We start from the raw sequence: 24,862 nt of genomic DNA, 5'->3' as shown, positions 1-24,862 counted from the left end.
ACCTCCTGCTACCTCTTGGTCCACCCCAACGCGATCGACTCCGGGAAGAATCCCGTTTTCACGACGTGAAACGGGGATTCTTCCCGGAGTCGATTGCGTTGGACCGGGGGTGCGGGGTCAGCGCGAGCGTGCGAAGAAGGTGCGCAGGCGGTAGCGGTCGCCGGCGTAGGTGATGGTCGAGACGAAGAGGGGATGCTCGGCCCGGTCAACCGCGAGCTGCCGCATCACGAGCACCGGCTTTCCGACGGCCAGGTCGAGATTCTCCGCGGCCTCAGGATCGGCCTCCCGCGCCTCGATCGTGGCATCGGCGCGCAGCGGTTCGATGCCCGCCTCGGCCAGCTTCTCGTACAGCGAGTCGACCGAGAAGTCCGCGTCTGTGAGGGTCGGCGCCAACTGGGCCGGGATGCGCGTCACGTCCAGCGCGATCGGCACATCGTTCAGCAGTCGCACGCGCTCCAGATGGAAGAGCGGCGTCCCCGGGGCGATCGACAGCTCTTCGGCCTGGTCGAGCGAGGCCGGTTTGGTCTCCGCCCGCAGCACCCGGGATGACGCGACCAGACCCATCCGTGCTGCCGTTTCGGTGAACGACTCGAGACTGTTCGGGAATTCCTTGCCTGCCGTCCCCGCCGTCTCGGCCACGTACCACCCGCGACCGTGCGATGCGCTCAGCACCCCGTCTTCGACGAGCTTGTTCAGCGCCTTGCGCAGTGTCACCCGGGAGATGTTGAGCTGCAGGCAGAGCTCGCGCTCGGGTGGCAATCGCATCCCTGGCTTGAGTACCCCGCTCGCGATTTCACGGTTGATCAGGTTGACCGCCTGGATCCACAGGGGTTCCGGGTAGTCAGGGCGGATTGCGGTGGCGGTTCCGCCCCCGTCACTCAGTTCGTCGATCACAGGCGACACCCTCCACTGGCCCAATGCACGCCTCATTCATACCACTTGTTACCTCTGGTGATCGGCGTCGGCGCCGTCCGGCGTAGGAATATTCCGGCGCCGCAGCGGCCCGGCCGCCCGACACGACTCAGGGATGCTCGATCAGCCGGTCGAACGCCGCCGCCAGCTTCTCGTCGATCCCCCGGGCATCCGGATGCGCTTCGTGGTGCTCGATGATCTCTCGCGCTCCCTGCGAGAAGCTCACCCGCGGCGCGAAGTCGGGGACCAGCCGGCGCAGCTTGGAGGTGTCGAAGAGCATCGTGTGCCGGAAGTCGTGCTCCAGCACCTCGCCCCATCCGGGCACCTCGGTCGCGATCGACTCGCTCGACCGGTGCACGAGTCGCGGCGATCGAACACCTGCTGCGGCGGCGAGCGTCAGGTGGATCTGATCCCAGGTCAGGATGTCGCCGCTCACCACGTTCACACTCTCACCGATCGCGTGCTGGTTGCCGAGCAGCGGTACGAACGCCCGTGCGAAGTCGCTGGAGTGCGTGAGCGACCACAGGGAGGTGCCGTCACCGTGCACCACGACACCTTTGCCGGCGCGCATCCGGTCGATCGCGGTCCACCCCGAGAGGATCGGGATGGTCGTGCTGTCGTACGTGTGGAAGGGCCGCACGATCGTGAGCGGGAAGTCGTCGGACCGATACGCCTCCTCGAGGAAGACCTCCGTCGCGACCTTGTCCCGTGCGTACCCGAACACGGGCTGCTTGCGCGGGCTCGACTCCGTGATAGGGAGGCTCGGCACTGGGCGGGCGAACACCGAGCAGGTGCTGATGAAGACGTACTGCGCCGTCGCCTCCCGGAACGGATCGATGTGCCCCTCGACGTCGGAGGGGGTGAAGCCCACCCAGTTGACCACGGCATCCCAGGCCTTGCCCGTGGTGAGCGATGTGACGAACTCGGGATCGCGCACATCTCCGCGCAGCTGACGGATGCCGTCGGCGACCGGGCGGCGCGGCTCCGACCGGGTCACGATGGTGACCTCGGCCCCCTGCGCCACCGCTTCGCGCGCGGCGGCCGAGCCGATCATCCCGGCACCGCCTAGGAACAGGATGCGCGTGCTCATACCGTGGCCTCCTCGACCTCGACGCTCCCCCGCGACAGGCCGTGCCCGACGAGGTAGCGGTAGCTGGATTCGAGCGCGTCGAAGGTGTCGACGTGCAGTCTTTCGAGTTCCACGATGTGCCACTGCAGCCCGGATGGCGCTGTGAGCGCCCCGGCCCAGTCGATTGCGCCCTCGCCGATCGGGACCATCACATCGTCTTCGTAACTGACGGCAGGCCCGTCTTTGATGTGCACGAAGCGGGCGCGGTCGCCGAGCCGGGTGAGCACCTCGGCGGGGTCCGCTCCGCCCATCCGGGCCCAGTACGCGTCGAGTTCGACGACGACCCGGGGGTCGAGCAGCTCGAGCAGCAGATCGTATGCCTGACGTCCGTCGAAGGAGTTCTGGAACTCCGCGAAGTGGTTGTGATAGCCGATCGTGAGTCCGCGTTCGGCGGCCAGCGCGGCCGCTTCGTTGACGCGCACGACACCCGCGGCGATGGTCGCCGGGGAGTCGAACTCCTCGCGCTCGAGACTCCACACCAGAGTCGTCGCACCGAGCTCCGCGCTCTCGTCGAGCAACCGCTCGGCTTCGGCGCCCGCGGGGAACGGCGTGTGCGCGCTCGTGATGGTCAGGCCCGCGGCGGCCGCAGCATCCCGAACCCGAGTCGGTCCGAACGTCTTGACGAGACCGTACGTCTCAAGACCCAGGTACCCGATCGAGGCGACCCGCGCGAGCGTGCCCTCCAGATCGGCCTTCGCCTGTTCCAGCACGGTGTAGGCCATCACCGCGAGGCCGGGGCGCGATCCGGTCACAGGATGCCCGCAGCCCACGCCAGCGCGCGCCGAACCAGGGTACGCACCGCGGGTTCACCCCACGACCGCATGTCGTGCCCGAGCGCCAGGTAGACGACCCGGCCCTTCCCGACCGTGCGGACGTACATGACCGGGATCACCTCGCCGTCGGCCCGGTGCCGCTGAGCGATCACCTGCACGTCGTCGTCCGCGAACTCGAATTCGTAGTACTCGTCGAACAGTTCGAAGTCGTCGAGCCCTTCGGTGATGGGATGCTCGCCCACGATCTCGATCGTGTGCCGGCCCTCGTGATGGTCGGGGCCGTGCGAGAGGTACCGGTTGCCGAGCAGGTCGAAGTACGGCCGGTCGGCGGGGTCGATACCGTCCCCGGCCCAACCCATGATGTTGGCTCCGTGCACGCCGACGAGTCCCTTGCCGGCGGCGACCGCCGCGGCGAGCGCCTCCTGCTGCGCGGTCGGGAACTGCCCGCCCGCCGTGTAGAAGAGGTACACATCGGCGTCAGCGGTTTCCGGACGCGCGTCGACGAATCGGTTGAGGCCCATCGAGCGGCGGGTCACCAGGCCCGCCTCGATGCCGAGCTGCTGGAACACCTGGGAGGCGCTCAGGAGGTCGTGGTGGATGTCGTCGCCGTTCACGACGACGAGGGCGTTGCGGGTGTCGGTCATCTCTCGATTTCTGAGTTCGGCAAGTGCGGAAAGTGCGGAAAGTCTGGAACTGCGAGGCGCAGAGGTTGCACACCGCGGGCGGTCCGAGCATCCGGACCGCCCACGGTGTCAGCCGATCAGGAGGTCGGCTTGAGCTTCAGCGCCACCACCGGGTTGGGGTACGGCGCGAAGTACGGGTTCTCCTCACTCGGGAATCCGGTCACCTTGGCGGTGCTCCAGTCTCCGTAGTTGCCCCAGTAGAACATGACGATCATCGGCAGCTGGTCGATCCAGATGCCCTGGAGCTGAGCCAGGATGTCGTTGCGCTCAGCATCCGTCGTCGCCAACGGGTACTTCGCGAACAGTTCCTTGGCCACCGGGTCGTTGAAGCGCTCGATGTTCTCGAACGTCGGCGTCGCCTCGCCCAGCGGGTAGTACTTGTTCGGGTTCATCATCGAGTCGTAGATGTTGAACGCACGGGGTGCCGGACCGACCGGGTAGCCGATGGTCGACTGGAAGGTGCCGTCGGCCGTGATCTTGTTGATGTCGTTCACCGAGGTGGTGTCGATGTCGAGCTTGATCCCGATGTCCTTCAGCTGCGACACCAGCACCTGGGCGCGAGCCGCGATGTCGGTGTACGAGGCCGGGAAGCTGACCGAGAACTCGACCTTCTTGCCGTCCTTCTCGTAGTAGCCGTCGCCGCCCTTGGTGTAACCCGCGTCGGTCAGCTGCTTCTCAGCGGCCGGCTTGTCCTGCTTGAAGACGAGATCCTTGTACTTCGGGGCGACCTCGCTCGCGAACGAGGGCATCGGCAGACCGGTCTGGCTGGTCGCGGCAGGGGAGTCCGTCGCGGCGCCGACCTGTTCGCGGTCGACACCGAGGCTGATGGCCCGGCGCACGGAGATGTCACTGAGCGGCCACTTTTCCAGGTTCGGGATGAGGCCGTCCGAGCCCACGACGGGAGCCCAGTAGTGGTTGTCCTTGCTCTTCGAGAGGTAGGACTTCTCGGCGTCGGCGATGTACGTGCCGCTCCAGTCGGCCTGTCCCTGCACGAGCGCGTTGGTCTGGCCCTGGTTGTCCTTGTATGGGATGAACCGGATGCCCGCGATCTTGGCCGGGTCCTGCCAGTAGTCCTTGTTCGTCTTCAGCACGAAGCTCTGCGGCGAGAACGTGTCGAGCACGAACGGACCGGTTCCGACCGGGTTCTTGTCCGGGTACTTCGTGGGGTCGCCCACCTTCGACCAGATGTGCTGCGACACGATGGCCGCCGACACCAGCGAGGTGAACTTCGTCTCCGACGGGGTCTTGAACGTCATGACGACGGTGTTCGCATCCGGGGCCGTGATCGTGTCGAAGTCCACACCGCCCACGTTGAGCGCCGGGTACTTCTTCAGCATGTTGTACGTGAACACGACGTCGTCGGCCGAGAACGGCTTGCCGTCGCTCCACTTGACGCCCTGCTGCAGGTCGAGCGTGAACGTCTTGTTCTCGTCAGACCACGCCCACTTCTTCGCGAGCCACGGGATGTCCTTGCCGATGTCGACGTTGTTGATCTGCACGAGCGGCTCGTAGATGAATCCGCCGCCACCCTGATTGGTGTACGTCGCGCCCTGTGCCGTGTTCGGCAGGTAGGGGTTGAAGGTCTGGGTGAGCGAGTCGGACTGGCTGGCCACGTTCAGGATGAGGCCGTCGCCCGATCCGCTCCCGTTGCTCGAGCAGGCTGCGAGCGGGATGACGAGACTGGCGGTCATCGCTGCGGCGACGAGTGTGCGCCGCAGCGTTACCTTTCTGTGCTTCATTGCTGTTCTCCTTCAGTGCTTGCTTGGCTTGATGCTTGCTATTCGGATGGAGCGTTCTTGGGGTCCGGAGTCAGGGCCTTGCCGGCCTTCCGGATCTCGCCGCGCGTGTACACGGCGGCGTTCTCGGCGCGCTTGCCTTCGGCTTCGGCGTCGTCGGCGTAGAGCCAGCATTTGGCCCATTGCCCGTCTTCGAGTTCGAACCGCGGGGGCGCCTCCGTCTTGCACCGTTCCATGGCGAACGGGCAGCGGGGGTGGAACCGGCAGCCGGCTGGCGGGTCGATGAGGCTCGGCGGCTGACCGATGTCGCGCGGGGTCTCGCCTTCGGGCCGCGAGGGGTCGGGCGCCGAGGCGATGAGCAACTGGGTGTACGGATGCGCGGCCTTCTGCGTGACCTGCTCCGACGGCCCCGCCTCCACCAGCTGGCCGGCGTACATGACGGTCGTGTCTTCGGCGAAGTAGCGGGCGGATGCGATGTCGTGCGTGACGTAGAGCAGCGCAACACCGCGGTCCTCCACGAGCCGACGCAGCAGGTTCAGCACGCCGAGACGGATGGACACGTCGAGGCTCGAGACGGGCTCGTCGGCGAGGAACACATCCGGATTCGCTGCCAGCGCCCGCGCGATCGAGATGCGCTGGAGCTGCCCGCCCGAGAGTTCGTGCGGGTACTTCTCCGTGAACTGGCGTGCCGGGGTGAGGTTGACCTGCGCGAGCAGGTCGTCGATCACCGCGCGCTGCTCCTTCGGCGTCTTGCCTTTGTGGTGGATGCCCACCGCACGTGACAACGTGCGCGCGATCGTCGCGACCGGGTTGAACGACCCGAAGGGGTCCTGCAGGATCAGCTGCACCTTGCTCACGTGGGCCCGGAGCGCCTTGCCGCCGCGAGTGCTCACCGTCTTGCCGCGGTAGCGCACCTCGCCGCTGGTCAGCGGGTAGAGCTGCGCGAGCAACCGCGCGAACGTCGACTTGCCCGAGCCGGACTCGCCCACGAGCGCCATGATGCGGCCGGCGTAGAGCGCAAGTGAGACGTCGTCGGCGGCATGCACCACCTTGCGCGGGCCGCGCTTGAACGTGGAGCCGCGCACGGGGAAGTGCTTGGTGACGTGCACTGCCTCCAGCACGGGCGCTTCGCCCTGCGGTGCGTCGTACGTCGGCGCGACGATCTCGGCGCTGGTCATCGGGCGTCCTCCATTTCGTGCTGAGCGTCGTCGAGGTCGCTCGAGGGGTTGTCGGAGAATGCGTCGTCGGCGAGGGTGCCGTCACCTTCGTAGAGCAGGCAGGCGGCCTCCGACTGACGCCAGTCGGCCTCGCCCGCCAGCGCGAACAAGGGCGGTACAACCGTGTCGCACTTGTCGAAGGCGAGCGGGCAGCGTGCCGCGAACGCGCATCCTGAAGGCAGCTTGCGCAGGTCGGGCGGCGAGCCCGGGATGCCGGTGAGCTCGTGCTTCGGACCCGACAGTGTCGGGAACGATGCGAGAAGCCCCTGGCTATACGGGTGCCGCGGGTTGCGGTAGAACTCCTTGGCGTCCGCGAGTTCGACGACACGGCCTGCGTACATGACGGCGATCGTGTCGGACAGCTCGATCAGCAGCGACAGGTCGTGGGTGATGAAGATGACCGAGAAGCCGAGCCGGTCCTTCAGCTCGATGATCTTCTCGATGATCTGGCGCTGGATGACGACGTCGAGCGCGGTCGTCGGCTCGTCCATCACGATGATCTCGGGGTCGAGCGCTAGGCCTACAGCGATCATCGCGCGCTGCCGCATCCCGCCCGAGAGCTCGTGCGGGTACGCGTTGACGCGATCGGTCTGGATGCCGACCAATCCCAGAAGCTCGATCACCCGGGCCGCGCGGGCCTGCGCCGTCATTTCCGGACGGTGCGCCCGCAGCGCATCCTCCATCTGGGCGCCGATGGTCAGGATGGGGTTCAGCGCGTGCATCGCGGACTGGAAGACGATCGACAGCTCCTCCCAGCGGAAGTCGCGCAGCTCGTCCTCGCTCATCGAGAGGATGTCCGTCTTCGACCCGTCGGCGTTCGTGTAGATCATCTCGCCGCCGGTGATGTGCGCCGGCGGCTTGTGCAGCCGCGTGATCGCATAGGCGAGCGTCGACTTTCCACTGCCCGACTCCCCCGCGATGCCGAGCACTTCGCCGCGGCGCAGGGTGAGGGACACGTCGTTGACGGCCGGCGTCACCGAGTTCTCGCCGAGGTAGTCCACCTTGAGGTTGCGGATGTCGAGGATCACATCGCTGGTGACAGGATCGAACGGGCCGGCCGCATCCCTCACCGTACGAACCCGCTGCGGCCGCTTCACAACCTTCGCCCGCTTGGCCTTCGCTTGTGCGCGCTGCGCCTTCTTGGTGCCGATCCCTGCCTGACGCAGCCGCGGGTTGATGAACTCGTCGATGCCGAAGTTCACCAGCGAGAGCGCGGTTCCGAGCACCGCGATCGCCAGACCGGCAGGCACGAACCACCACCACGCACCGCTCAGCATCGCGCTCGAGACCTGGGCCCAGTAGAGGATCGTGCCCCACGACCATTCCGTCACGTTGGTCAGACCGAGGAACGCCAGGCTTGCCTGGGTCAGGATGGCCCCGGTCACTGTGCCGAGGAACGAGGCAGCGATGATCGCGATCTGGTTCGGGAAGATGTCGCGGAAGATGACGCTCGACGTACGCTCCCCCGTCGCTCGCGCCGCCTCGACGAAGTCGCGCTTGCGCAACGACAGGGTCTGCGCTCTCAGCACGCGGGCGCCCCACGCCCATCCGGTGACCGAGATCACCAGGATGATGCCGAGCGAGCCGGTCTTCGGCAGGTACGACGCCAGGATGACCGTGAGCGGCAGCGCCGGGATCACCAGGAACACATTCGCGAGCAGCGACAGCCCCTCATCCGCCAGGCCGCCGAGGTAACCGGCCGCGAGCCCGACGATCACAGACAGGATGGTCGCGACCAGCGCCGCGCAGACGCCGACGATCATCGACACCTGCGTGCCGTAGAGCATCTGAGACAGGATGTCCTGGCCGGTCTGGGTCGTGCCGAGCCAGTGCTCGGGGCTCGGCGGCTGCAGTGCCGCCTTGCTGACCGCCGATGGATCGTACGGCGCGATCCACGGACCGATGACGGCGAGCACGCAGAAGATCGCCACGATCACGATGCCGGCGAGCGTCCACGGTCGGCGGAAGGCGCGCATCCAGGCGAAACGCGAGGTTCCTTGGAGGTCCGATGTTTCGGCCTCGGCGACCGTCGCAGTGGTGATGGCCATGGGTCAGCCCTCTCTTGTCCGGGGGTCGAGGAAGACGTATGCGAAGTCGGCAAGCAGGTTGGCGACCAGCACGGTGATCGTGATGACGAGGAAGATCCCCTGCATCAGCGGGTAGTCCTGGGCCTGCGCACCTTTGAAGAGCACGGTGCCGATTCCCGGGTAGTTGAAGACGACCTCGGTCACGATCGACCCGCCGACGACGAAGCCGAGCGACATCGCGAAGCTGGAGAACGACGGCAGGATGGCGTTCCGCGCTGCGTAGGTGAACATGATCCGGCGCTTCGGCAGGCCCTTCGCCTCGGCGAGCTTCACGTAGTCCTCGCTGAGGGTCGTGACCATCATGTTGCGCATCCCGATCAGCCAGCCGCCGATCGACGCGACCACGATGGTGAGGGCGGGCAGCGTCGCGTAGTAGATCGCACTGCCGATGAACCCCCAGTTGAAGCCGATCGTCTCCAGCACCGAATAGCCGCCCGAGAGGGGGAACCACCGCAGGATGATCGAGAAGATGAGCACGACGCAGATCGCGAACCAGAAGTACGGGATCGAGGAGAGCAGTGTGGTGACCGGGATGAGCGAGTCGAGCCAGCTGCCTCGGCGCCAGCCCACGAGCATCCCGAGCCCCGTGCCGATCACGAAGCCGAGAACCGTGCACACCGTGATGAGCACGAGCGTCCAGCCGATGCTGCTGCCGAGCACGTCGGCCACCGGTGCCGGGTAGTAGGCGTACGAGATGCCGAGGTTGCCGGTGAACAGGTTGTGCCAGTAGTCGAGGTACTGCTGCCAGAGCGTGGCCTTGCTCTGGCCGAAGAGCACGCGGAGCGCCTCGACGGCCTGAGGGGACAGCTTGCCGTGGAACTTCGCGATCAGCGCATCCGCTGGGCTGCCCGGCATGATGCGGGGCAGCAGGAAGTTCAGGCTGATCGCCGCCCACGCCGTGATGACGTAGAAGACGGCGCGACGCAGAAGAACACGCATGTGCGGATCAGTCCTCGTTCTCGTTGGGGTTCGATGCGGCCGTGAGCCAGTGGGCCGCGTTCATGACGATGGCGCGCATCCCGGGTTCGTCCCACATACGCATGTCGTGGCCGAACTGCACGAAGCAGACCCGGCCGGCGCCGTACTCGTGCGCGACGACAACGGGTTCGGGACCGTCGGGCGCCTCGCGCCAGGCGACGACCTCCACGTCGTCGGCCAGCTGGGTTCGGTAGTGCTCATGGGTCAGCTCGAACGGGTCGAGCCCGGCGGTCACAGGATGCCGCGTGAAGTCCACCCTAAAGCGGCTCTCGTGCGGCTGCGGACCGTGGTCGACGAACCGTGCGCCGAAGAGGGCGAGCAGGTCGGTACCGGGCTGTGCGTTGTCGCCGCCGTCGCGGGCGTCTTGCGGATCCTGCCCGTCTTCGGCGGCGAAGAACGCCGTCGAGTGGATGGCGAGCAGTCCGGCTCCCCGGCGACCGCGGCCGCGAGCCCGCGCTGCTCTTCGGCGGTGAACGCGCCGGCGGCGCGGTAGAGCACGATCAGGTTGTCGACGAGTGGTTGCGCGAACAGGGCCGTCCCCATCCGCACCCGCGTGACGAATCCCGCCGAGGCGAGCAGATCCTGCAGCTCGACACTCGCGGTGAAGAGGTCTTCGTACACGTCGTCACCCGCGATCACCACCTGGGCGGTGAGCACGTCGCGCGCGATTGCGGAAGGCGTCATTGTCTTCTCGGCTCCTAGTATGTGGAACGCAGTTCGCCGACCGGCGACCACATTCCCTGTTCGAGGCCGGTCAGGAGGGCGTTGTCGTGGCGGTCGAGCGGCAACGTCACCCGGCGGCGCGACCGGCTGCTCTCGTAAGTGGCGAAGATGAGCTCCGCCCCCGCCAGACCGTGGCGGAGCGACAGCTCGGGTTCGTCCCCGGTCTCGAGCCCGTCGACGAGGTCGGCGACCGCGGCCGCGGTACAGGAGAAGATCGCCGGGTCGATCCCGTGGTCCCAGTGAGTGCTGTCGGTATCGTACGGCGAGGCGAATCGGATGCCGTCGCCACCGAACCGGTGAACGAGCGCTTCCGAGCCGCGCACGACGATCCGGCCGCGCGTGCCTTGCACGATCAGTCCGAGGTTGTTCTCGAGGTTCAGGATGGGCGTCGCCGGCTCGCGCCCCGTCGAGACCGTCGCCCGTACCCCATCCGGCCACGCCAGCTGAGTGATCGACGACGTCTCGACGAACGCGCCGTAGACATAGCGGTTGGTCGACACGTCGATTTGCCCGATGACCCACTCGACCGCGGCGTCACCACGATAGAAGAGGATCAGGTCGAGGATGTGGCTGCCCCAGTCGAGCAGATTCGGGCAGTAGCCCTCGATGCTGACGAGATCGCCGATCGCCCCGGACGCGAGCTGCTCACGGGCGAAGCGGTGGACCGGCTCGAACCGGCGCTGCAGATTCACAGTCACCTGCACACCGGCTTCCGCGGCGACGGCCTGCAGCTGCAGCGCGTCCGCGTACGTCAGCGCGATCGGCTTCTCGCAGTGGATCGCGCGCACGCCGGCCTCGACCGCGGCGGTGACCGCGTCGAGGTGGAAGGCGGGCGGGGTGCAGATGCTGACGATGTCGGGCCGGACGGTCTGCAGCAGTTCGCGGTAGTCGGTGAAGACGCTCTCGATGCCGAACTCGCCGGCGAGCGCCTCAGCGGTCTCGCGGTTCACGTCGGCGACGGCCACCAGGCTGACGCGGTCATCGGCGAGGTAGCCGGCCGCGTGAACGCGCCCCTGCCCACCCGCTGCGATAACCGCTGCACGATAGCCCTGCATCACCTTCTCCTTTGAACCACTTCTCTGGGGATGTATCCCAAAGCTATACCACTTGAGGCCAGCCTAAGACGAAAGAGGGAACGGTAACAAGACATTCGGCACAATTTCATCTCAACGAAACATCCCGGATGCCCGGAAATGGCGAGGAATTGCCCGAAAATGCGCTCCGCGGCCTGAAATTGCTCGAATTTGTGCCGCGGTCCACGTAGTACCACATCCGACCACAGCGCTACACTGGCGGTCGATCCCGAACCGGAAGGACACCATGCTCATCAGCCGCGTCGTCGCCCCACGCACCTCTCGCATCGACGAAGTCGCCACTCCCGACCCGGCCAGCGGGCAGATCCTGATCGAGGTGCTGGCCAGCGGCGTATGCACCGCTGCGGGGTCCCGCCGATGGTGAGCCCATCGAGCTCGGCCACGAGACCGCCGGCCGCGTCGTATCGGTCGGTTCGCCCGATTCCCGGTGGGCCGTCGGCGATCTCGTCACCGGTCTCGGTGGTTCAGGATTCGCCACCCACGCTCTTCTCGACGCCGACGCGGCTCTCCCTATCCCTGCTGGGCTCGCGCCGACGCACGCCATCGGCGAGCCGATCGCCACCCTCGAGGAGGCGATCTCCCGCACTCCGGTCGCGCCGGGCAGCCGTGTCGCGGTAGTCGGCCTCGGTTTCATGGGGCTCGGCCTGTTGCAACTCGCGCGCACCCGCGCGCCGCGCACCATCATCGGCGTCGACCCGAACCCGGCTGCCCGCGAGCGCGCACTGGCCCTCGGCGCAGACGTGGTGCTGCATCCTGACCAGGTCGAGGCCTTCGTCGCCGCCGGCCAGCCCGGGTCTCCGGATGCGCGTGCCGACGTCGTCCTCGAAGCGACCGGCGTCACCCCTGGCCTCGACACCGCGTCACCGCTCGTCAAGCCGTTCGGCACGCTCTGCATCGTCGGCTACCACCACGCCGGAACCGCCAAGCTCGATATGGAGCTCTGGTACAAGGGCGTCACCGTCGTGAACGGCTTCTGCCCTGACCGGCCCCGGGTGATGCGGGCGATGGATGCGGCACTCGACCTGGTTGCATCCCGCCGCTTCAGCTACAACCCGCTGATCACCCACACGCTCGGGCTCGACGGCATCGACGCCGCATACACCCTCATGGCCGACCGCGACCCCGCCTTCGTCAAAGCCGTCATCGTCCCCTGATCAGCGGCGCCCGCCCGCCGCGCCTCCCGTAACTCAGGAGACTTCGCGCCCGCTCGCCCCGAACATCCGTAATTACGGTCACCTCACCGGCGCGCCGCCCGAAATCTCCGTCGTTACGAAGCCGCGCACACCGCCAGAAGGAACCACGCCGAGTGCGGGATCCACTGCTCGGCCCAGCGCCACTCGTTGCCGTCCGGCGCATCCCCGGGCAGAAACGCGATGTCGTTCTCGTCACCCCAGCCGCTCGTGATGCCGTTGACGATCCCGCCGGGACTGTTCTGATACACCCCCGAGTACTCCACGTTGTTGCGCCCGCGACCCTGGACCATGCAGGAGTCGAACGGGTTCAGGCCGCCGACCCACGCAACCAGGTCCGCCGAGAGCCGGCGCAACCGATCCCGAGTGGCGTCGTCGCATCCTGGGACCAGGGATGCGCGACTCGCCGCATACGCGACCGACGAGATCCCCGCGTTCTCCCCTGCCACCAGTAGCCGGTCTCGTTCTCGTGGGGGAAGAAGAACGCGTCGCGCGGCTCGCCACCGGTCGGCTGCACCCGCTGCCGCAGATATCCGAACGGATTCGCGACCGAGTCGACCCGAGCCACCGTTCCGCGGATGATCGCCAGCGCGGTGCTCCGAGCAGGGGTCGCGGCTCCCGGATCACCCAGCGCATCCACCACATCCGCGAACCGCAGCAACGCCACCACCGGCATCCCCGATTCCGCAGCGTGAAAATACGGCCGCCCCTCGACATCGCCGACGAGGTACGCCGCACCTGCCGCATCCGAGCGCAGCCGCGCGGCCAGCGCATCCGCCCGCCGCCGCCCCGCGCTGAGATAGGCGTCGGCATCGACGCCACGAGCGGATGCGGCCGACGCCAGCTCCGCCGCCGCGAGCAACGCGCAGTAGTCGTCGAGCACCGACTCCTCGCCGTCGAACAGGTACTCGCGATTGTGCACCTCGAGGTGCTCGAACCCGCGCACCGCCGCCGCAAAGTACGTATCGGCATCGAACTCGCCTGCTTCGCCGACGGTCGACGCGAGCGCCAGCGCCGCGATCGCCAGACCTCCGCCGTGACGGTATGCGGCCTGCCAGCGCTGGGTACGAACGCTGTCCTGCAGCGGGGCGTTGATCACTCGCTCGTCGAGGTCCTTGGTCAGCGCGTCGAAGATCCCGGTGTAGAAGTAGCCTTCCGGTGACTGGAACCGCACGAGGAAGTCCGCCCCGAACAGCCCCTCGTCGCGAAGCCGCGGATACTGGCTCGTCTCGAACGACGGATGCGCCCGGCGCAGCTCGGAACCAGCGGTCAGTAGCGCCCACGCGCACAGCGGGATCTGCTGCGGGCTCATCATCCGCGTGTACGTCAGGTGGCTGAGGAACTTGCTGTAGTCCCCCGACGCATCGAGCCAGCCTCCCCGCGCATCCACCGTGCGGCCGGAGTCGTCGTCATAGAAGCGGGCGTGCGCATCCTTCCGCTCGATCTCCCCGAAGAACGCTGCGACCGGAAGTATGCGGTGATGTCCGACACCACGAGCGAAGGGATGCGATGCTCGGCGACCACGAACGCGTCGCTGAAAACCTCGACACCGTCGACGACCGCCACGACCCGGTAGGTGCCTGGCTCATCCAGCCCCGTCAGGTCGACCCGGTGATACGCGGCCCCACGCCAGCCATCGACCGTCTGCGGCTGACCAGCGCGAACCCCGAGCGGCACAACCGCGCCCGCAACGGTCTCGATCCGAACAACCCCTACAACTGCCCCCACCGGCGCTGCCACGATCGCCGACTTCGGCCCGCTCCGGTCATAACCGAGATGGTTGACCACCACGACCAGTCTCGTTCCGACCGCTTCCATCGCACTCCTGTCGGTAGACACGCGCAATACCACGCACTACCAATACTGTACCGCGCCGGCGGGCGGCTGTCGCTCGGCCCCGCTCTTCGGGAGCCGTCCGCAACCGGCGCGGTAGCTTAGGCCGGCGTTGCCGGAGACGCCGGAGACGCCGTCGCAGGGTTTTCCGCGCCGCTGGTCGGCACCCCAGCAGGCCTCAGGATGCGCGGTCCCACGCCGAACGCCGCAACACACAGCAGCCCGGTCACCCCGAACACCCCGGCGAACGGCCACGCTCCACCGAGCGGCGACAGTGCCGCGAACACGATCGCGGTTGCTGCAAGCGCAATCGCCGACCCCGTCGAGTCCGAAATCGACAGCGCGGAGCTGTTGAACCCTTGGTTCGACACATTCGAGTACTCCAACGTCAGCACACCGAGCCTCGGATACAGCACGCCCATGCCTCCGCCCGCGAACGCCCACCCGATGATCGCGACCACCGGCGGAAGGCCGAAGGCCGCCATCGCGATGAGCGACCCGATCGCGATGCTCAGTCCGATCGCGCCGACCAGCGCGGCCGTCCGGTGCGTGATCCCGGGAAATCGCCCCTGCACCCAAGACGCCGTCGCCCAGCTCAAGCCCGCCGCGGTGAGCGCGAGACCGGCCAGCGAGGCCGACAGTCCGTACTCCTTGACCAGCAGGTACGGCACGTACACCTCCGCCGCGAAGAAGGTACCCGCGACGACGGCGCGCAGCAGAATCACGCTCGGCAGCCCTCGACCTGCCCGAAGGGTTCGTACTGGGAGCAGCGGACGCAACGCGAACAGCGCGACCGCGACAGCGACGACCGGGGCGATCCACTGGATCGGCCCGCGCGCCTCCGCAGCGAGGTTCAGCGTCAGCACCGCGACGGCGACGAGCACCGCCCAGCCGATCCGACGGATGTTCCACGGCGGGCGATCCGCAGACGCCTCCGGCGTGCGCACCCCACGCATCGCCGGCACCACCATGATCAACGAGAGAACGACCAGCGCGACTACGCCGAGGAACACCCAGCGCCAGCCGACGGACTCGGCGAGCAGCCCCGCGATCAACGGTCCGATCAGCGACGGGATGACCCACGCAGCGGCGAAACCGGCAAAGATCCGGGCGTGCAGCACCGGCGGATATACCCGTGCCACGATCACGTAGAGAGCGACCGTCAGCGCGCCGCCGCCGAGCCCGTGCACGAGACGCCCGGTCACGAAGAGCCCCATGTTCTGCGCGGTTCCGGCGATCAGCAGACCGACGACGAAGAAGCCGACGGATGCGAACAGCGCGTTGCGCGGGCCGCCCCTGTCTGGCCACGCCCCAGCGAGTACCATCCCGACAACACTCACGGCGAGCGGTCCAGCGAACGCGAACGCGTACAGGGATGCACCGTTCAGCTCGTGACTCACCTTCGGCATGATCGTGGTGACCGCGAGGGCTTCGAAGGCCGCGAGCATGATCAGGGCGCACATCCCGACACTCACCCAGAAGTACTTGGCGCTGAGCACGCCGTGGGGCGGAGGGAGGTCGGCGGACATCCTGCCAGTCTTACCGGTGATCGTCTCGGCGTCCAGGTCTTCGGCGGTCATGGTGTCAGCCTAGAACCTCAACTAAGGTTGAGGTCAATGACTCCTCAGGATGCGGTTCTCAGCGTCGGTGATCTCTCCGCGAGAAGCGGGGTAACGGTGTCCGCCCTGCACTTCTACGAACGCCAGGGGCTCATCGCGAGCGAACGCACATCCGGAAACCAGCGGCGCTATCCGCGCGCGACGCTGCGACGGGTGGCGTTCATCCGCGTTTCGCAGCGGGTGGGCGTTCCGCTCACGGACATCCGCGCGGCTCTCGATTCGCTGCCCGACGGACGCACGCCGACGAAGCGGGACTGGGAGCGGCTCTCGGCGCTCTGGCGCGGTGAGCTGGATCAGCGCATCCGGTCGCTCCAGCATCTGCGCGATGACCTCACCAGCTGCATCGGCTGCGGCTGTCTGAGCCTTCGCACCTGCCGCCTGCAGAATCCGTCCGACGAGCTCGGCGCCGAGGGAACGGGCCCTCGTCGCTGGATCGACGCAGATTCCGAGACCGCGGCGGGCGCAGAGGCCGCCCAAGGCCCCGAACCGGTCGACTGACTCAGACCGCCCGGGTCGACGCCCGCACGATGAGCTCCGGCTGGATGTTGCCCGGAGTCGGTTCCTCTCGACCCTCGATGTCCGCCACCAGCCGCGCGACGCTGCGGCGGCCGAGCTCGGTGAAGTCCTGACGAACCGTCGTCAGCGGCGGCCAGAAGTGTGCCGCCTCCGGGATGTCGTCGAAGCCGACCACGCTCAGCTCCCCCGGCACCGCACGCCCGAGCTCGTGCGCCGCGTGGTAGAGCCCGAGCGCCGTCTGGTCGTTGGATGCGAAGACCGCCGTCACCGTCGGATCGGCCAGCACCTCGAGTCCGGCGCGATACCCGAACTCCGCCGTCCAATCCCCGCGGGGCGCCTCGAGAACCTCAAGGCCGGCCGCGCGGACCTCCTCCTCGAAGCCATGCAGCCGCGCGCTTCCCTCGATCCATTCCGTCGGGCCCGAGAGGTGGACGATTCGCCGATGCCCCAGGCCGATCAGGTGGCGGGTGGCCGCCCGCGCCCCGGCGATCTGGTCGACCGAGAGCGCGTTCTCGGCATCGTCGTTGCCCGCCTGCAGCGTCACGTACGGCACCCCGACGCCGATCGCCGCGATCTCGTCGAGCACTGCCGACTGCGGGGCGATCACGACGATCCCCTCGACGGCCTGCGCGAGAAGCTGGTCGACACCGGCGGCGATTCCTTGCGGCTCGAGGCTGTCGAGGTGGGCGACGGTCACGTAGTAGCCGGCCTCGCGCCCCGCATCCTGAATCGCGCCGATGCTCGATACCGGACCGTACAGCGCGGCCGCCGATGCCGAGAGCACTCCGATCGTGCTCGACCGAGCCGTCACGAGCGCTCGTGCCGCGCGGTTGGGGCGGTAGCGCAGCTCGTCCATCGCCTGCAGCACGCGCTCCCTGGTGGACGCACGGATGCTCGGATGTCCGTTGAGCACGCGCGAGACCGTCTGGTGCGAGACTCCCGCGAGACGCGCGACGTCGCGCATGCTGGAGGCCCGGGACTGCGGCTGCTCTGCTGTCACGGATCCCCCGGTCGGTCGTCCGCCCGGGCGCGCGCCCGGCGTGTTCACGCCATTATGCGGGCGTTTGCCTCCGCCGCACCATCAGACCCACCAGTACGGCCACGATCGCTATCCCGACCGGGAACACCAGGTGCCACCCGGCGAGCACAAGCAGGCCGGCCGCGAAGATGCAGGAGAGCACGGACATCCACCAGCCGAGCGACCAGCGCGGGAGCAGCACGATGGCGGATGCGACCCCCACTGCGTACACGGCTGCCGCGATGCTCGTGTGCACCAGGATGAACGGCTCCAGGTCGCCGCTCGTCAGCACGACCACGGAGTACAGCCCCATCACGACGGCCGACAGCAGCAACCCGCGTCGCGCGACCCCGCCGTTCTCGACACCACGGCCGAACCACCGCGGCAGGTCGCCGTCGCGCCCCATCGCCGCGCCGAGCTTGCTGAACGCGGCCAGGTACGCGTTGAACACACCCGTCACGACGATCGCAGCGATCACCGCAACGACGATGCCGCCGCCGCGCCCGGTCGACACGAGCACGAGGTCGAGGAGCGGTACCGCACTCGTGGCGGCCTTGTCTCCGAGCACCAGAACCGTCACCGTCTGGATCGCGAGGTAGGCAACCGAAACGATGATGAGCGCCAGCGCTGTGGCTCTCGGGATGTCGCGTCGGGGATTGCGGAACTCGCCGCCGATCCCGGCGACCGCCTCCCAGCCGGCGAACGCCCAGATGTACAGGCTCACGGCGAGGCCGACGCCCTCCCACCCGTGCGGGAGGAGCGGCTGCAGGTTCGCCGGATCGCCGTGCGGCGCTGCCGCCGCTAGAACGAAGACCAGCACCGCGACGAGTGCGGCCGAGAGCACGAGCTGCAGCCAGCCCGCGAACCGCACGCCGAACGCGGTGACGATGACCGGGATGACCATCAGCGCGATCGCGATCCAGACTGCTGTCGCCGCGTCGCCGCCGATCACCGCGACCACGTAGCGAGCGGTCATGAGCGCCGCGATGGGCGCACCGATCGGCGTTCCGAAGAAGAACCAATAGCTGATGACGCGCGCCGTCGTGGGACCGAACGCGCGACGAGCGAAGGTGGCGACACCGCCCGCATCCGGATGCCGTCGGGCGAGTGCCGCGAAGGTGGACGCCAACGGGATGGAGATGACGGCGAGCACCGCGACCGCGATGATCGCACCAGGACCAGCGGCCGCCGCGGCGAGCGCAGGAAGCACAAGGATGCCCGTGCCGAGCACCGCCGCCACGTACAGCGCTGTCCCGCCCGCCAGCCCCAGGTGACCGTGCGGCTCGGCGATGCCGCCGGTTGCGGCGGTGGATGCGCCCGAAGCGGTGGTTGCTGACGACGCGACGACTGCATCCGGGGCCACCTGATCAGGCGACGCGGAGGCGTGCGGAATCGACGGTCCAGCTGTGCTCATGCTCCCATCATGGAGCCCACGGCCGACATCAGTCGAAGACCGTCGGGTAATCACCGAGCCACGCCCACCGATCGAGCGGCCAGGTGATCACGAACGCCCGCCCGACGACGTCGGACTCCGGCACGAATCCGCCGCCCGGCTCGTTCTGGTGATACCGGGAGTCGCCCGAGTTGTTGCGGTTGTCACCCATCACCCAGAGCTTGCCGCGCGGAACCGTCACCGCGAAGGGGATCGCCGACGCGGGCTGCTCGGGAGAGCGCAGATAAGCCGCCTCGTTGATCGGCCGGCCATTCACCGTGATGAGGCCGAGCCCGTCGCAGCACGCCACCCTGTCGCCCGGCAACCCGATCACCCGTTTGATGAGGTGGTCGTTCTCCTTCGCCGACGGAACGCCGACGAACGACAGGGCGACCTCGAGCGGGTTGAGCGGCTCCTTCGTAGCTCCAGCGAGCCAGCCACCGGGATCCTTGAACACCACGACATCGCCACGGTTAATCGGCACGAGTCGCGGCCCGAGTTCGTCGACCATGATCCGGTCGTCGATCTGGAGCGTGTTCTCCATCGAGGCCGACGGGATGTAGAACGACCGGACGACGCACGTCTTCACCAGGAACGAGACGAGTACCGCCACCACGACGATCACCACCAGATCCCGGGCGATGCCCTTCAATCCGTGGGGCTTCTTCGGCGGCGTGATGCGACTGACCTGTGAGCTCGACATCTAAAATTTAATACTTCCCATTCGAATGATTCCTGCACTACCTTGATCGAGAGTACAAATTGTACATGCATGGTTTAATATTTAGGATGTAACATTGCACAGAACAGCTCGTTTGGGCCTAATTCTCATAGTCGCAACGATGTCCATCGTGGGCCTGAGCCTGCCAGCCAACGCCACAACCAGCCGAGTGGCCGCGTGTTCGTCGTCGCAGGAGGTCTGTCGCGTCACGCTGCCCGCATCGCAGAGTTTCATTGCCTTCACTACTGGCTTTGACGGTCAGGGGTCGCGGACAGCGTCGTACTCCCTGAACAAGGACGTTTACGGAGCGGCGCTCTGCACGAGCACCATGGGATACAGGACGAATAAGAGCTGCAACATTGGCGCCTATCGAGGAAGCGTCACGTTCACGTTCTACAAAGGACAGGGCACGACCGGCAACATAACCATCGCGGGATAGAGCGTCTTCGAGCGCGGCTCACGAACACTCGTTGACCAGACGCGAGCACACGACAAAGGCGGCCCGCCCCGCTCAGCGTTGCTGAGGGGCGGACCGCCGATGGCCGCTACTTCGTCAGGTCGTAGAGCGTCACCCCGCCGACCGTCTGGGCGGTGAAGTTGGCCTCGACCCAGCTGGCGATGTCACTGGATGCACTGCTTCCGCCGTTCGCCTGGCCGACGCTTCCGCCGATGAAGTAGTGGATCTTGCCCGCCGAGACGTACGCCTTGAACTGCGCCAGTGTCGGCGACGGATCGGAGCCGTTGAAGCCGCCGATCGGCATGACCGCCTCGCCTGTGGCCAGTTGGTAGCTGGCCGCCGAGTTCGATCCGATCGCCGCCGCAACCCAGCTGTACTCGGAGGCGTTCGCCTTCAGGAGAGTGCTGAGCGACGAGCTGACCGAGGATGAGCCGAGCAGGTTGCCCGCTCCCCCACCGCCCGGAGCGCCGCCCATCTGACCGGCGGTTCCGCCGGTGCCGCCTGGCGCCGCCTGTCCACCCGTACCACCGGGCGCGGTCTGCCCGCCGGTCCCACCTGGCGCCGTCCCACCAGGAGCGGTCCCACCGGGAGCAGTCCCCTGCGGCGGCCCACCCTGTCCGCCCCCGCGGCCACCGAACCCGCCTCCGCCGCCCATCCCGCCGGCGACCGTCGGCCCGGCGGTCACGATCGATCCGCTGTGCCCCGTGGTAACCGTCTCGAGAGAGTACGCAGCCGGAGCGAGGAGCGACCCGACGAGCGCCACCGCGATCGTGGCGCCGGCGAGCATCCGGCCGCGAGGTGGCAGCACCAGCAGCACTGCTGCGACGATCCCGACGATCAGGACCACGAATTTCAGCCACGGCAGCCAATCGGTCGCCCGGTCGAGCACCACATACGCCCATACCGCCGTGCCGAGCATCGTGACGGCCGCCAGGATGCGCACCCACAGCTTCTCCCGCGCCGTCCAGACGGCCGCACCTCCGATCGCGACCACTCCGGCGATCGCCGGCGCGAGTGCGACCGTGTAATACGCGTGGAAGATGCCGGCCATGAAACTGAACGCCAGGGCGGTGACCACGAGCCAGCCGCCGAACAGCAGCAGGGTCGCGCGTCGCGCATCCGTTCGCCGAGCCGTTCTGCCGAGCACCAGCCCGACCGCGAGCAGCACGAGGGCCGCGGGCAGCAGCCAAGCGATCTGGCCGCCGACCTCGTTCTCGAACAGTCTCAGGATGCCCGTCGCACCCCACATCCCGCCGCCGGTCGCTCCTCCCCCGCCTCCGGTCACGCTCCCGGTCTCGTTACCCGTGAGCCGGCCGAGCCCGTTGTACCCGAAGGTCAATTCGAGAAAGCTGTTCGTCTGCGAGCCGCCGATATACGGCCTCAGCGAGGCAGGCACGAGTTCGACGATCGCGACCCACCAGCCAGCCGAGACCACGACCGCACCGAGCGCGGCGAACAGGTGTCCGAAACGCTTCTTCCACGAGATCGGAGCGGCTGTGAGGTAAACGCCCGCTAGCACCGGAAGGATGAGGAACGCCTGCAGTTGCTTGGTGAGAAACCCGAAGCCGACCGCGGCGCCCGCCAGCAACACCCAGCGCATCCGCCCCGACTCGATGCCGCGGAGCGTGAAATATGTGGCAGCCGTCAGCAGCAGAACGAGCAGCGCATCCGGATTGTTGAACCGGAACATCAGCGCGGCCACCGGAGTGATCGCGAGCACGCCGCCCGCCAACAGGGCGGTGCGGGCGGAGAAGTGCCGCCGAACAGTGCAGTAGACGAGCCACACGGTCGCGACGCCCATCAGAGCCTCGGGCACCAGGATGCTCCACGAGCTCAGCCCGAACAGCCGCACCGAGAGCGCCATGATCCACAGGCTCGCCGGCGGCTTGTCGACCGTGATCGAGTTCGCCGCATCCGACGACCCGTAGAAGAAGGCCTCCCAGTTGACCGATCCGGCCTGCACGGCCGCGGAGTAGAAGGAGTTGGCCCACCCGCTCGCCGCGAGGTCCCAGATATAGAGGAGCGCGGTGAGTCCGAGCAATCCGATGAGCGCCGGCCGCTCCCACGCTGCGGAGTCCGCGCGGCCGCGGATGAGCCAGCGCCCGGCGGCGCGCATCCGACCTCCCGACTGTGTGGTCGTGGGGATGTCGACCGGCGCGTAGCCGGCGGGGCGGTCCTGCGTTGTGATGGTCATGATCCGTTCACTTCCTGTCGGGAATCGGTGGACACGAGAGCAGTGTCCGGGGATGGTGTCGGTGCTGGGGTCAGCACAAGAGTGGGGTGGGGATGCGCCGTGTCACGCGTCCGAGACCGGAACACCCACAGCCGCAGCAGCACGAAACGAACGAGGGTGGCCGCGAGGTTCGCGATCGTGAGTACGACGAGTTCGGCCTGCGCGGATGCCTGCGGAGCCGCGAGGTGCAGCACGGCGAGCGAACCGCTCGTCATGCCCCACGCGATGCCGAACACGATGAGCCCCTGGAACTGGTGACGCACGGCTCCTGCGCGGCCACGCACTCCGAAGGTGAACCGTCGGTTCGCCCAGGTGTTCGCGATGGTCGTGAGCAGCAGCGCCGCGAAATTCGCCACCTGCGCCGGAACGAACGCCTGCATCAGCAGGTAGATCAGCGCGTATGCGGCGGTCGAGAGCACCCCGACGACCGCGAACCGCACGACCTGCCCGAAGAAGCTCGGCGGTCTCGGCGGGTCGAACGGCCGCCTGCCCAGTTCGGCGTACACCGACTCGAGCGGGATGCGGCCGCGGGCGATGTTCGTGCCGACACGAAGCATCCCCTTGAGGTCCTCGCGAGCGGTCGACACGATGTCGACCGAGCTGTCCGGGTCGTCGACCCAGTCGACGGGGATCTCATGAATGCGCAGCCCGGACCGCTCGGCGAGGATCAGCAGCTCGGTGTCGAAGAACCAGGCGTCGTCCTCCACCAGCGGGAGCAGGCGACCGGCGACATCCCGGCGGATCGCCTTGAAGCCGCACTGTGCGTCACTGAACGTCACCGCCATCGTGCGCCGCAGCAGCAGGTTGTACGAGCGGGAGATGAACTCGCGCTTGCCACCGCGGGTCACCCGGGAGCTGTGTCCGAGGCGCGTTCCGATCGCGAGATCGGAATGCCCGGAGAGCAGCGGGGCGACGAGCGGCGGCAGCGCGGCGAGGTCGGTGGACAGGTCCTCGTCGAGATACACGAGCACCTCCGCCGACGATGATCCCCAGACCTGCTTGAGCGCACGGCCCCGGCCTTTCAGCGCGAGGTGCACGGCGTGGACGTGCGGGAGTTGCACGGCGAGCGCATCCGCAATCGCTGCAGTGCTGTCCGTGCTCGCGTTGTCGGCGATGGTGATGCGCCAGGACTGGTCGACCTGATCGATCAGGTAGGCGTGCAGCCGACGGATGGACGAGTCGAGCGTCGCCTGCTCGTTGTACACGGGCACGACGATGTCGAGCGAAAGGGTTTCGGTTGAGTGCGACATGGCACCCACCCTCGCGGCGTTACATTCCTGTGACCTTTGGTGAGGCTATGCGGCGTTCATGGATGTTCTGGAGGATTCCTATGTGCGGATTCGTCACTCCGGGCCTCTGGTTTCCCGTAGCGATCCGGACCAAGCTGGTCACGGATTCACCGTCGCATCAAGAAAGAGGGACCAGGGATGAACGACAAGGCTCTCACCGTGCTGGTCGTCGGGGCCACCGGCAGCATCGGCCGTCTGGTCGTCGCCGAGGCACTCCGCCGCGGCTACACGACACGGGCGCTGGTGCGCGACGCGGGCAAGGCAGCCGAGCAGCTGCCCGCGGAGACCGACCTGTTCGTCGCCGACCTCACCCGCGCCGAGACTCTTGCTTCGGCAGTTGACGGCGTCGACGCCGTGGTGTTCACGCAGGGCTCGCGCGAAGGCGGGAGCGAGGCGGCCGAGGCCGCCGACTACGGAGCGGTTCGTAACATCCTCGCGGCCCTCGGCGAACGACCGGCGCGCATCGCACTGATGACCCTCATCGGGATCACCAACCGCACCGGTGGCTTCAACAGCGAGACGGGCGTGCTCGACTGGAAGCGCCGCTCGGAGCGCCTGGTGCGAGCGAGCGGTCGTCCGTACACGATCGTGAGACCGGGCTGGTTCGACTACAACGAGCCCGACGAGCACCAGCTCACGCTCCCTCAGGGCGACAAACCGCGCGCAGAGGCTCCGAGCGACGGGGCGATCTCACGGCAGCAGATCGCGGAAGTGCTTGTCGCCAGCCTCACCTCCCACGCTGCCGACCACAAGACCTTCGACCTTCTCGCCGAACGCGGCCCTGCGCCAACCGACCTGACCCCGCTCTTCGACGCTCTCCAACCCGACCCCGCCGACGCCCTCGATGGCGTGCTGGACCCGGCGAACCTGCCCCTCGACGAGGAACCCCAGCGCGTCCGCGACGACCTGGACGCCGTGCGCAAATCCTTTGGCCGGTAGGGCTGGCTCTACAGTCCCGCCTGTCCCGCGAGCATCTCCACCGCCAGTCGCCAGTCGCGCACATCCTCACTGTTGCCCGTCTCCTCTTCACCGGGCAACGTGATGCGGAAGAGCAGGTCTGACGCTCCGGGTGCATGCACTTCCTCGACCAGGCCGAGGTACTCGCCACCGTAGTAGACCTCCCAGGCGGCTGTCGCCGTCGGGCTGTACATGAGGGTGAGGGGGATGGTGCCGTAACTGTAGACCGCGTGCTGGTGCGCGAGTTCCTTGGCCGACATGTTCG

25 protein-coding genes and 1 pseudogene are annotated in these 24,862 nt (G+C 67.5%); 5 read left to right on the top strand and 21 right to left on the bottom strand.

Features of this window, described 5'->3' with window-relative positions; translation table 11 throughout:
* Positions 1-117: 117 nt before the first annotated feature.
* From ACQ86A_RS05230 to ACQ86A_RS05180, 11 genes are all read right to left on the bottom strand, one after another.
* Entirely contained in the window at positions 118-894 is a 777-nt protein-coding gene (locus ACQ86A_RS05230) for a GntR family transcriptional regulator (RefSeq protein WP_431279545.1), read from the bottom strand.
* A gap of 127 nt (positions 895-1,021) precedes the next feature.
* Positions 1,022-2,002, bottom strand: coding sequence for an NAD-dependent epimerase/dehydratase family protein (locus ACQ86A_RS05225; RefSeq protein WP_431279544.1), 981 nt, complete (start codon positions 2,000-2,002; stop codon positions 1,022-1,024).
* Positions 1,999-2,793, bottom strand: coding sequence for a sugar phosphate isomerase/epimerase family protein (locus ACQ86A_RS05220; protein ID WP_431279543.1), 795 nt, complete (start codon positions 2,791-2,793; stop codon positions 1,999-2,001). Before ACQ86A_RS05220 ends, ACQ86A_RS05225 begins: the two co-directional genes overlap by 4 nt.
* Complete coding sequence (locus ACQ86A_RS05215; RefSeq protein WP_431279542.1) at positions 2,790-3,458, bottom strand: ThuA domain-containing protein; 669 nt, start codon at positions 3,456-3,458, stop codon at positions 2,790-2,792. Before ACQ86A_RS05215 ends, ACQ86A_RS05220 begins: the two co-directional genes overlap by 4 nt.
* 116 nt (positions 3,459-3,574) lie before the next feature.
* The gene (locus ACQ86A_RS05210) at positions 3,575-5,236 is read right to left on the bottom strand and encodes an ABC transporter substrate-binding protein (protein WP_431279541.1); all 1,662 of its coding nucleotides are present in this window, start codon (positions 5,234-5,236) and stop codon (positions 3,575-3,577) included.
* 38 nt (positions 5,237-5,274) lie between these two features.
* Entirely contained in the window at positions 5,275-6,411 is a 1,137-nt protein-coding gene (locus tag ACQ86A_RS05205; RefSeq protein ID WP_431279540.1) for an ABC transporter ATP-binding protein, read from the bottom strand.
* On the bottom strand, positions 6,408-8,498 hold the full coding sequence (locus ACQ86A_RS05200) for a dipeptide/oligopeptide/nickel ABC transporter permease/ATP-binding protein (protein WP_431279539.1): 2,091 nt from the start codon (positions 8,496-8,498) through the stop codon (positions 6,408-6,410). Before ACQ86A_RS05200 ends, ACQ86A_RS05205 begins: the two co-directional genes overlap by 4 nt.
* Positions 8,499-8,501: 3 nt before the next feature.
* Positions 8,502-9,476, bottom strand: a complete 975-nt coding sequence (locus tag ACQ86A_RS05195; RefSeq protein WP_431279538.1) for an ABC transporter permease — start codon at positions 9,474-9,476, stop codon at positions 8,502-8,504.
* Between the two features lie 7 nt (positions 9,477-9,483).
* Entirely contained in the window at positions 9,484-9,837 is a 354-nt protein-coding gene (locus ACQ86A_RS05190) for a ThuA domain-containing protein (protein WP_431280373.1), read from the bottom strand.
* Entirely contained in the window at positions 9,747-10,199 is a 453-nt protein-coding gene (locus ACQ86A_RS05185) for a hypothetical protein (RefSeq protein WP_431279537.1), read from the bottom strand. Before ACQ86A_RS05185 ends, ACQ86A_RS05190 begins: the two co-directional genes overlap by 91 nt.
* A 14-nt stretch (positions 10,200-10,213) precedes the next feature.
* A complete protein-coding gene (locus ACQ86A_RS05180) occupies positions 10,214-11,293 on the bottom strand; it encodes a Gfo/Idh/MocA family protein (protein ID WP_431279536.1) in 1,080 nt (359 codons plus the stop codon).
* A gap of 265 nt (positions 11,294-11,558) precedes the next feature.
* On the opposite strand from ACQ86A_RS05180, the gene ACQ86A_RS05175 reads away from it, so the two are divergent.
* The 3 genes and pseudogenes from ACQ86A_RS05175 (at position 11,559) to ACQ86A_RS05165 (ending at position 12,486) form a co-directional block, all read left to right on the top strand.
* Complete coding sequence (locus ACQ86A_RS05175; protein ID WP_431279535.1) at positions 11,559-11,696, top strand: hypothetical protein; 138 nt, start codon at positions 11,559-11,561, stop codon at positions 11,694-11,696.
* A pseudogene (locus ACQ86A_RS05170) lies at positions 11,674-11,790 on the top strand (alcohol dehydrogenase catalytic domain-containing protein); the annotation flags it as partial. The gene ACQ86A_RS05175 and the pseudogene ACQ86A_RS05170, both read left to right, overlap by 23 nt.
* Before the next feature lie 174 nt (positions 11,791-11,964).
* Positions 11,965-12,486: a zinc-binding dehydrogenase gene (locus ACQ86A_RS05165; RefSeq protein ID WP_431279534.1), complete on the top strand. Its 522-nt coding sequence runs from the start codon at positions 11,965-11,967 to the stop codon at positions 12,484-12,486.
* 113 nt (positions 12,487-12,599) lie between these two features.
* Here the strand turns inward: ACQ86A_RS05165 and ACQ86A_RS05160 are convergent, their stop codons facing one another.
* The 4 genes from ACQ86A_RS05160 to ACQ86A_RS05145 form a co-directional block, all read right to left on the bottom strand.
* Entirely contained in the window at positions 12,600-12,815 is a 216-nt protein-coding gene (locus ACQ86A_RS05160; protein WP_431279533.1) for a hypothetical protein, read from the bottom strand.
* A gap of 17 nt (positions 12,816-12,832) precedes the next feature.
* A complete protein-coding gene (locus ACQ86A_RS05155) occupies positions 12,833-13,912 on the bottom strand; it encodes a hypothetical protein (protein ID WP_431279532.1) in 1,080 nt (359 codons plus the stop codon).
* Positions 13,849-14,340 (bottom strand): cellulase N-terminal Ig-like domain-containing protein, encoded by a 492-nt coding sequence (locus ACQ86A_RS05150; protein ID WP_431279531.1) that lies wholly within the window; start codon positions 14,338-14,340, stop codon positions 13,849-13,851. The genes ACQ86A_RS05155 and ACQ86A_RS05150 overlap by 64 nt, the downstream gene beginning before the upstream one ends.
* 116 nt (positions 14,341-14,456) lie before the next feature.
* The gene (locus ACQ86A_RS05145; protein WP_431279530.1) at positions 14,457-15,935 is read right to left on the bottom strand and encodes an MFS transporter; all 1,479 of its coding nucleotides are present in this window, start codon (positions 15,933-15,935) and stop codon (positions 14,457-14,459) included.
* Between the two features lie 36 nt (positions 15,936-15,971).
* Between ACQ86A_RS05145 and soxR the strand changes: the two genes are divergently transcribed.
* On the top strand, positions 15,972-16,472 hold the full coding sequence (soxR, locus tag ACQ86A_RS05140) for a redox-sensitive transcriptional activator SoxR (protein ID WP_431279529.1): 501 nt from the start codon (positions 15,972-15,974) through the stop codon (positions 16,470-16,472).
* Position 16,473: 1 nt separating this feature from the next.
* On the opposite strand, the gene ACQ86A_RS05135 is transcribed toward soxR, so the two are convergent.
* The 5 genes from ACQ86A_RS05135 to ACQ86A_RS05115 form a co-directional block, all read right to left on the bottom strand.
* Positions 16,474-17,454 (bottom strand): LacI family DNA-binding transcriptional regulator, encoded by a 981-nt coding sequence (locus ACQ86A_RS05135; RefSeq protein WP_431280372.1) that lies wholly within the window; start codon positions 17,452-17,454, stop codon positions 16,474-16,476.
* Positions 17,455-17,542: 88 nt separating this feature from the next.
* A complete protein-coding gene (locus ACQ86A_RS05130; RefSeq protein WP_431279528.1) occupies positions 17,543-18,922 on the bottom strand; it encodes an APC family permease in 1,380 nt (459 codons plus the stop codon).
* Positions 18,923-18,950: 28 nt separating this feature from the next.
* Complete coding sequence (gene lepB, locus ACQ86A_RS05125; RefSeq protein ID WP_431279527.1) at positions 18,951-19,643, bottom strand: signal peptidase I; 693 nt, start codon at positions 19,641-19,643, stop codon at positions 18,951-18,953.
* Between the two features lie 563 nt (positions 19,644-20,206).
* A complete protein-coding gene (locus ACQ86A_RS05120; protein WP_431279526.1) occupies positions 20,207-22,312 on the bottom strand; it encodes a glycosyltransferase family 39 protein in 2,106 nt (701 codons plus the stop codon).
* On the bottom strand, positions 22,309-23,601 hold the full coding sequence (locus tag ACQ86A_RS05115) for a glycosyltransferase (protein ID WP_431279525.1): 1,293 nt from the start codon (positions 23,599-23,601) through the stop codon (positions 22,309-22,311). Before ACQ86A_RS05115 ends, ACQ86A_RS05120 begins: the two co-directional genes overlap by 4 nt.
* 177 nt (positions 23,602-23,778) lie before the next feature.
* Here ACQ86A_RS05115 and ACQ86A_RS05110 point away from each other — a divergent pair, with 177 nt between their 5' ends.
* Entirely contained in the window at positions 23,779-24,579 is an 801-nt protein-coding gene (locus ACQ86A_RS05110; RefSeq protein WP_431279524.1) for an SDR family oxidoreductase, read from the top strand.
* Between the two features lie 8 nt (positions 24,580-24,587).
* On the opposite strand, the gene ACQ86A_RS05105 is transcribed toward ACQ86A_RS05110, so the two are convergent.
* Positions 24,588-24,857, bottom strand: a complete 270-nt coding sequence (locus ACQ86A_RS05105; protein WP_431279523.1) for a hypothetical protein — start codon at positions 24,855-24,857, stop codon at positions 24,588-24,590.
* Positions 24,858-24,862 lie beyond the last annotated feature (5 nt).

It is taken from the genome of Leifsonia poae (genome assembly GCF_050632195.1).
GTDB classification, from domain to species: Bacteria; Actinomycetota; Actinomycetes; order Actinomycetales; family Microbacteriaceae; genus Leifsonia; species Leifsonia poae_C.
This window is presented reverse-complemented; position numbering and strand designations above follow the sequence as displayed.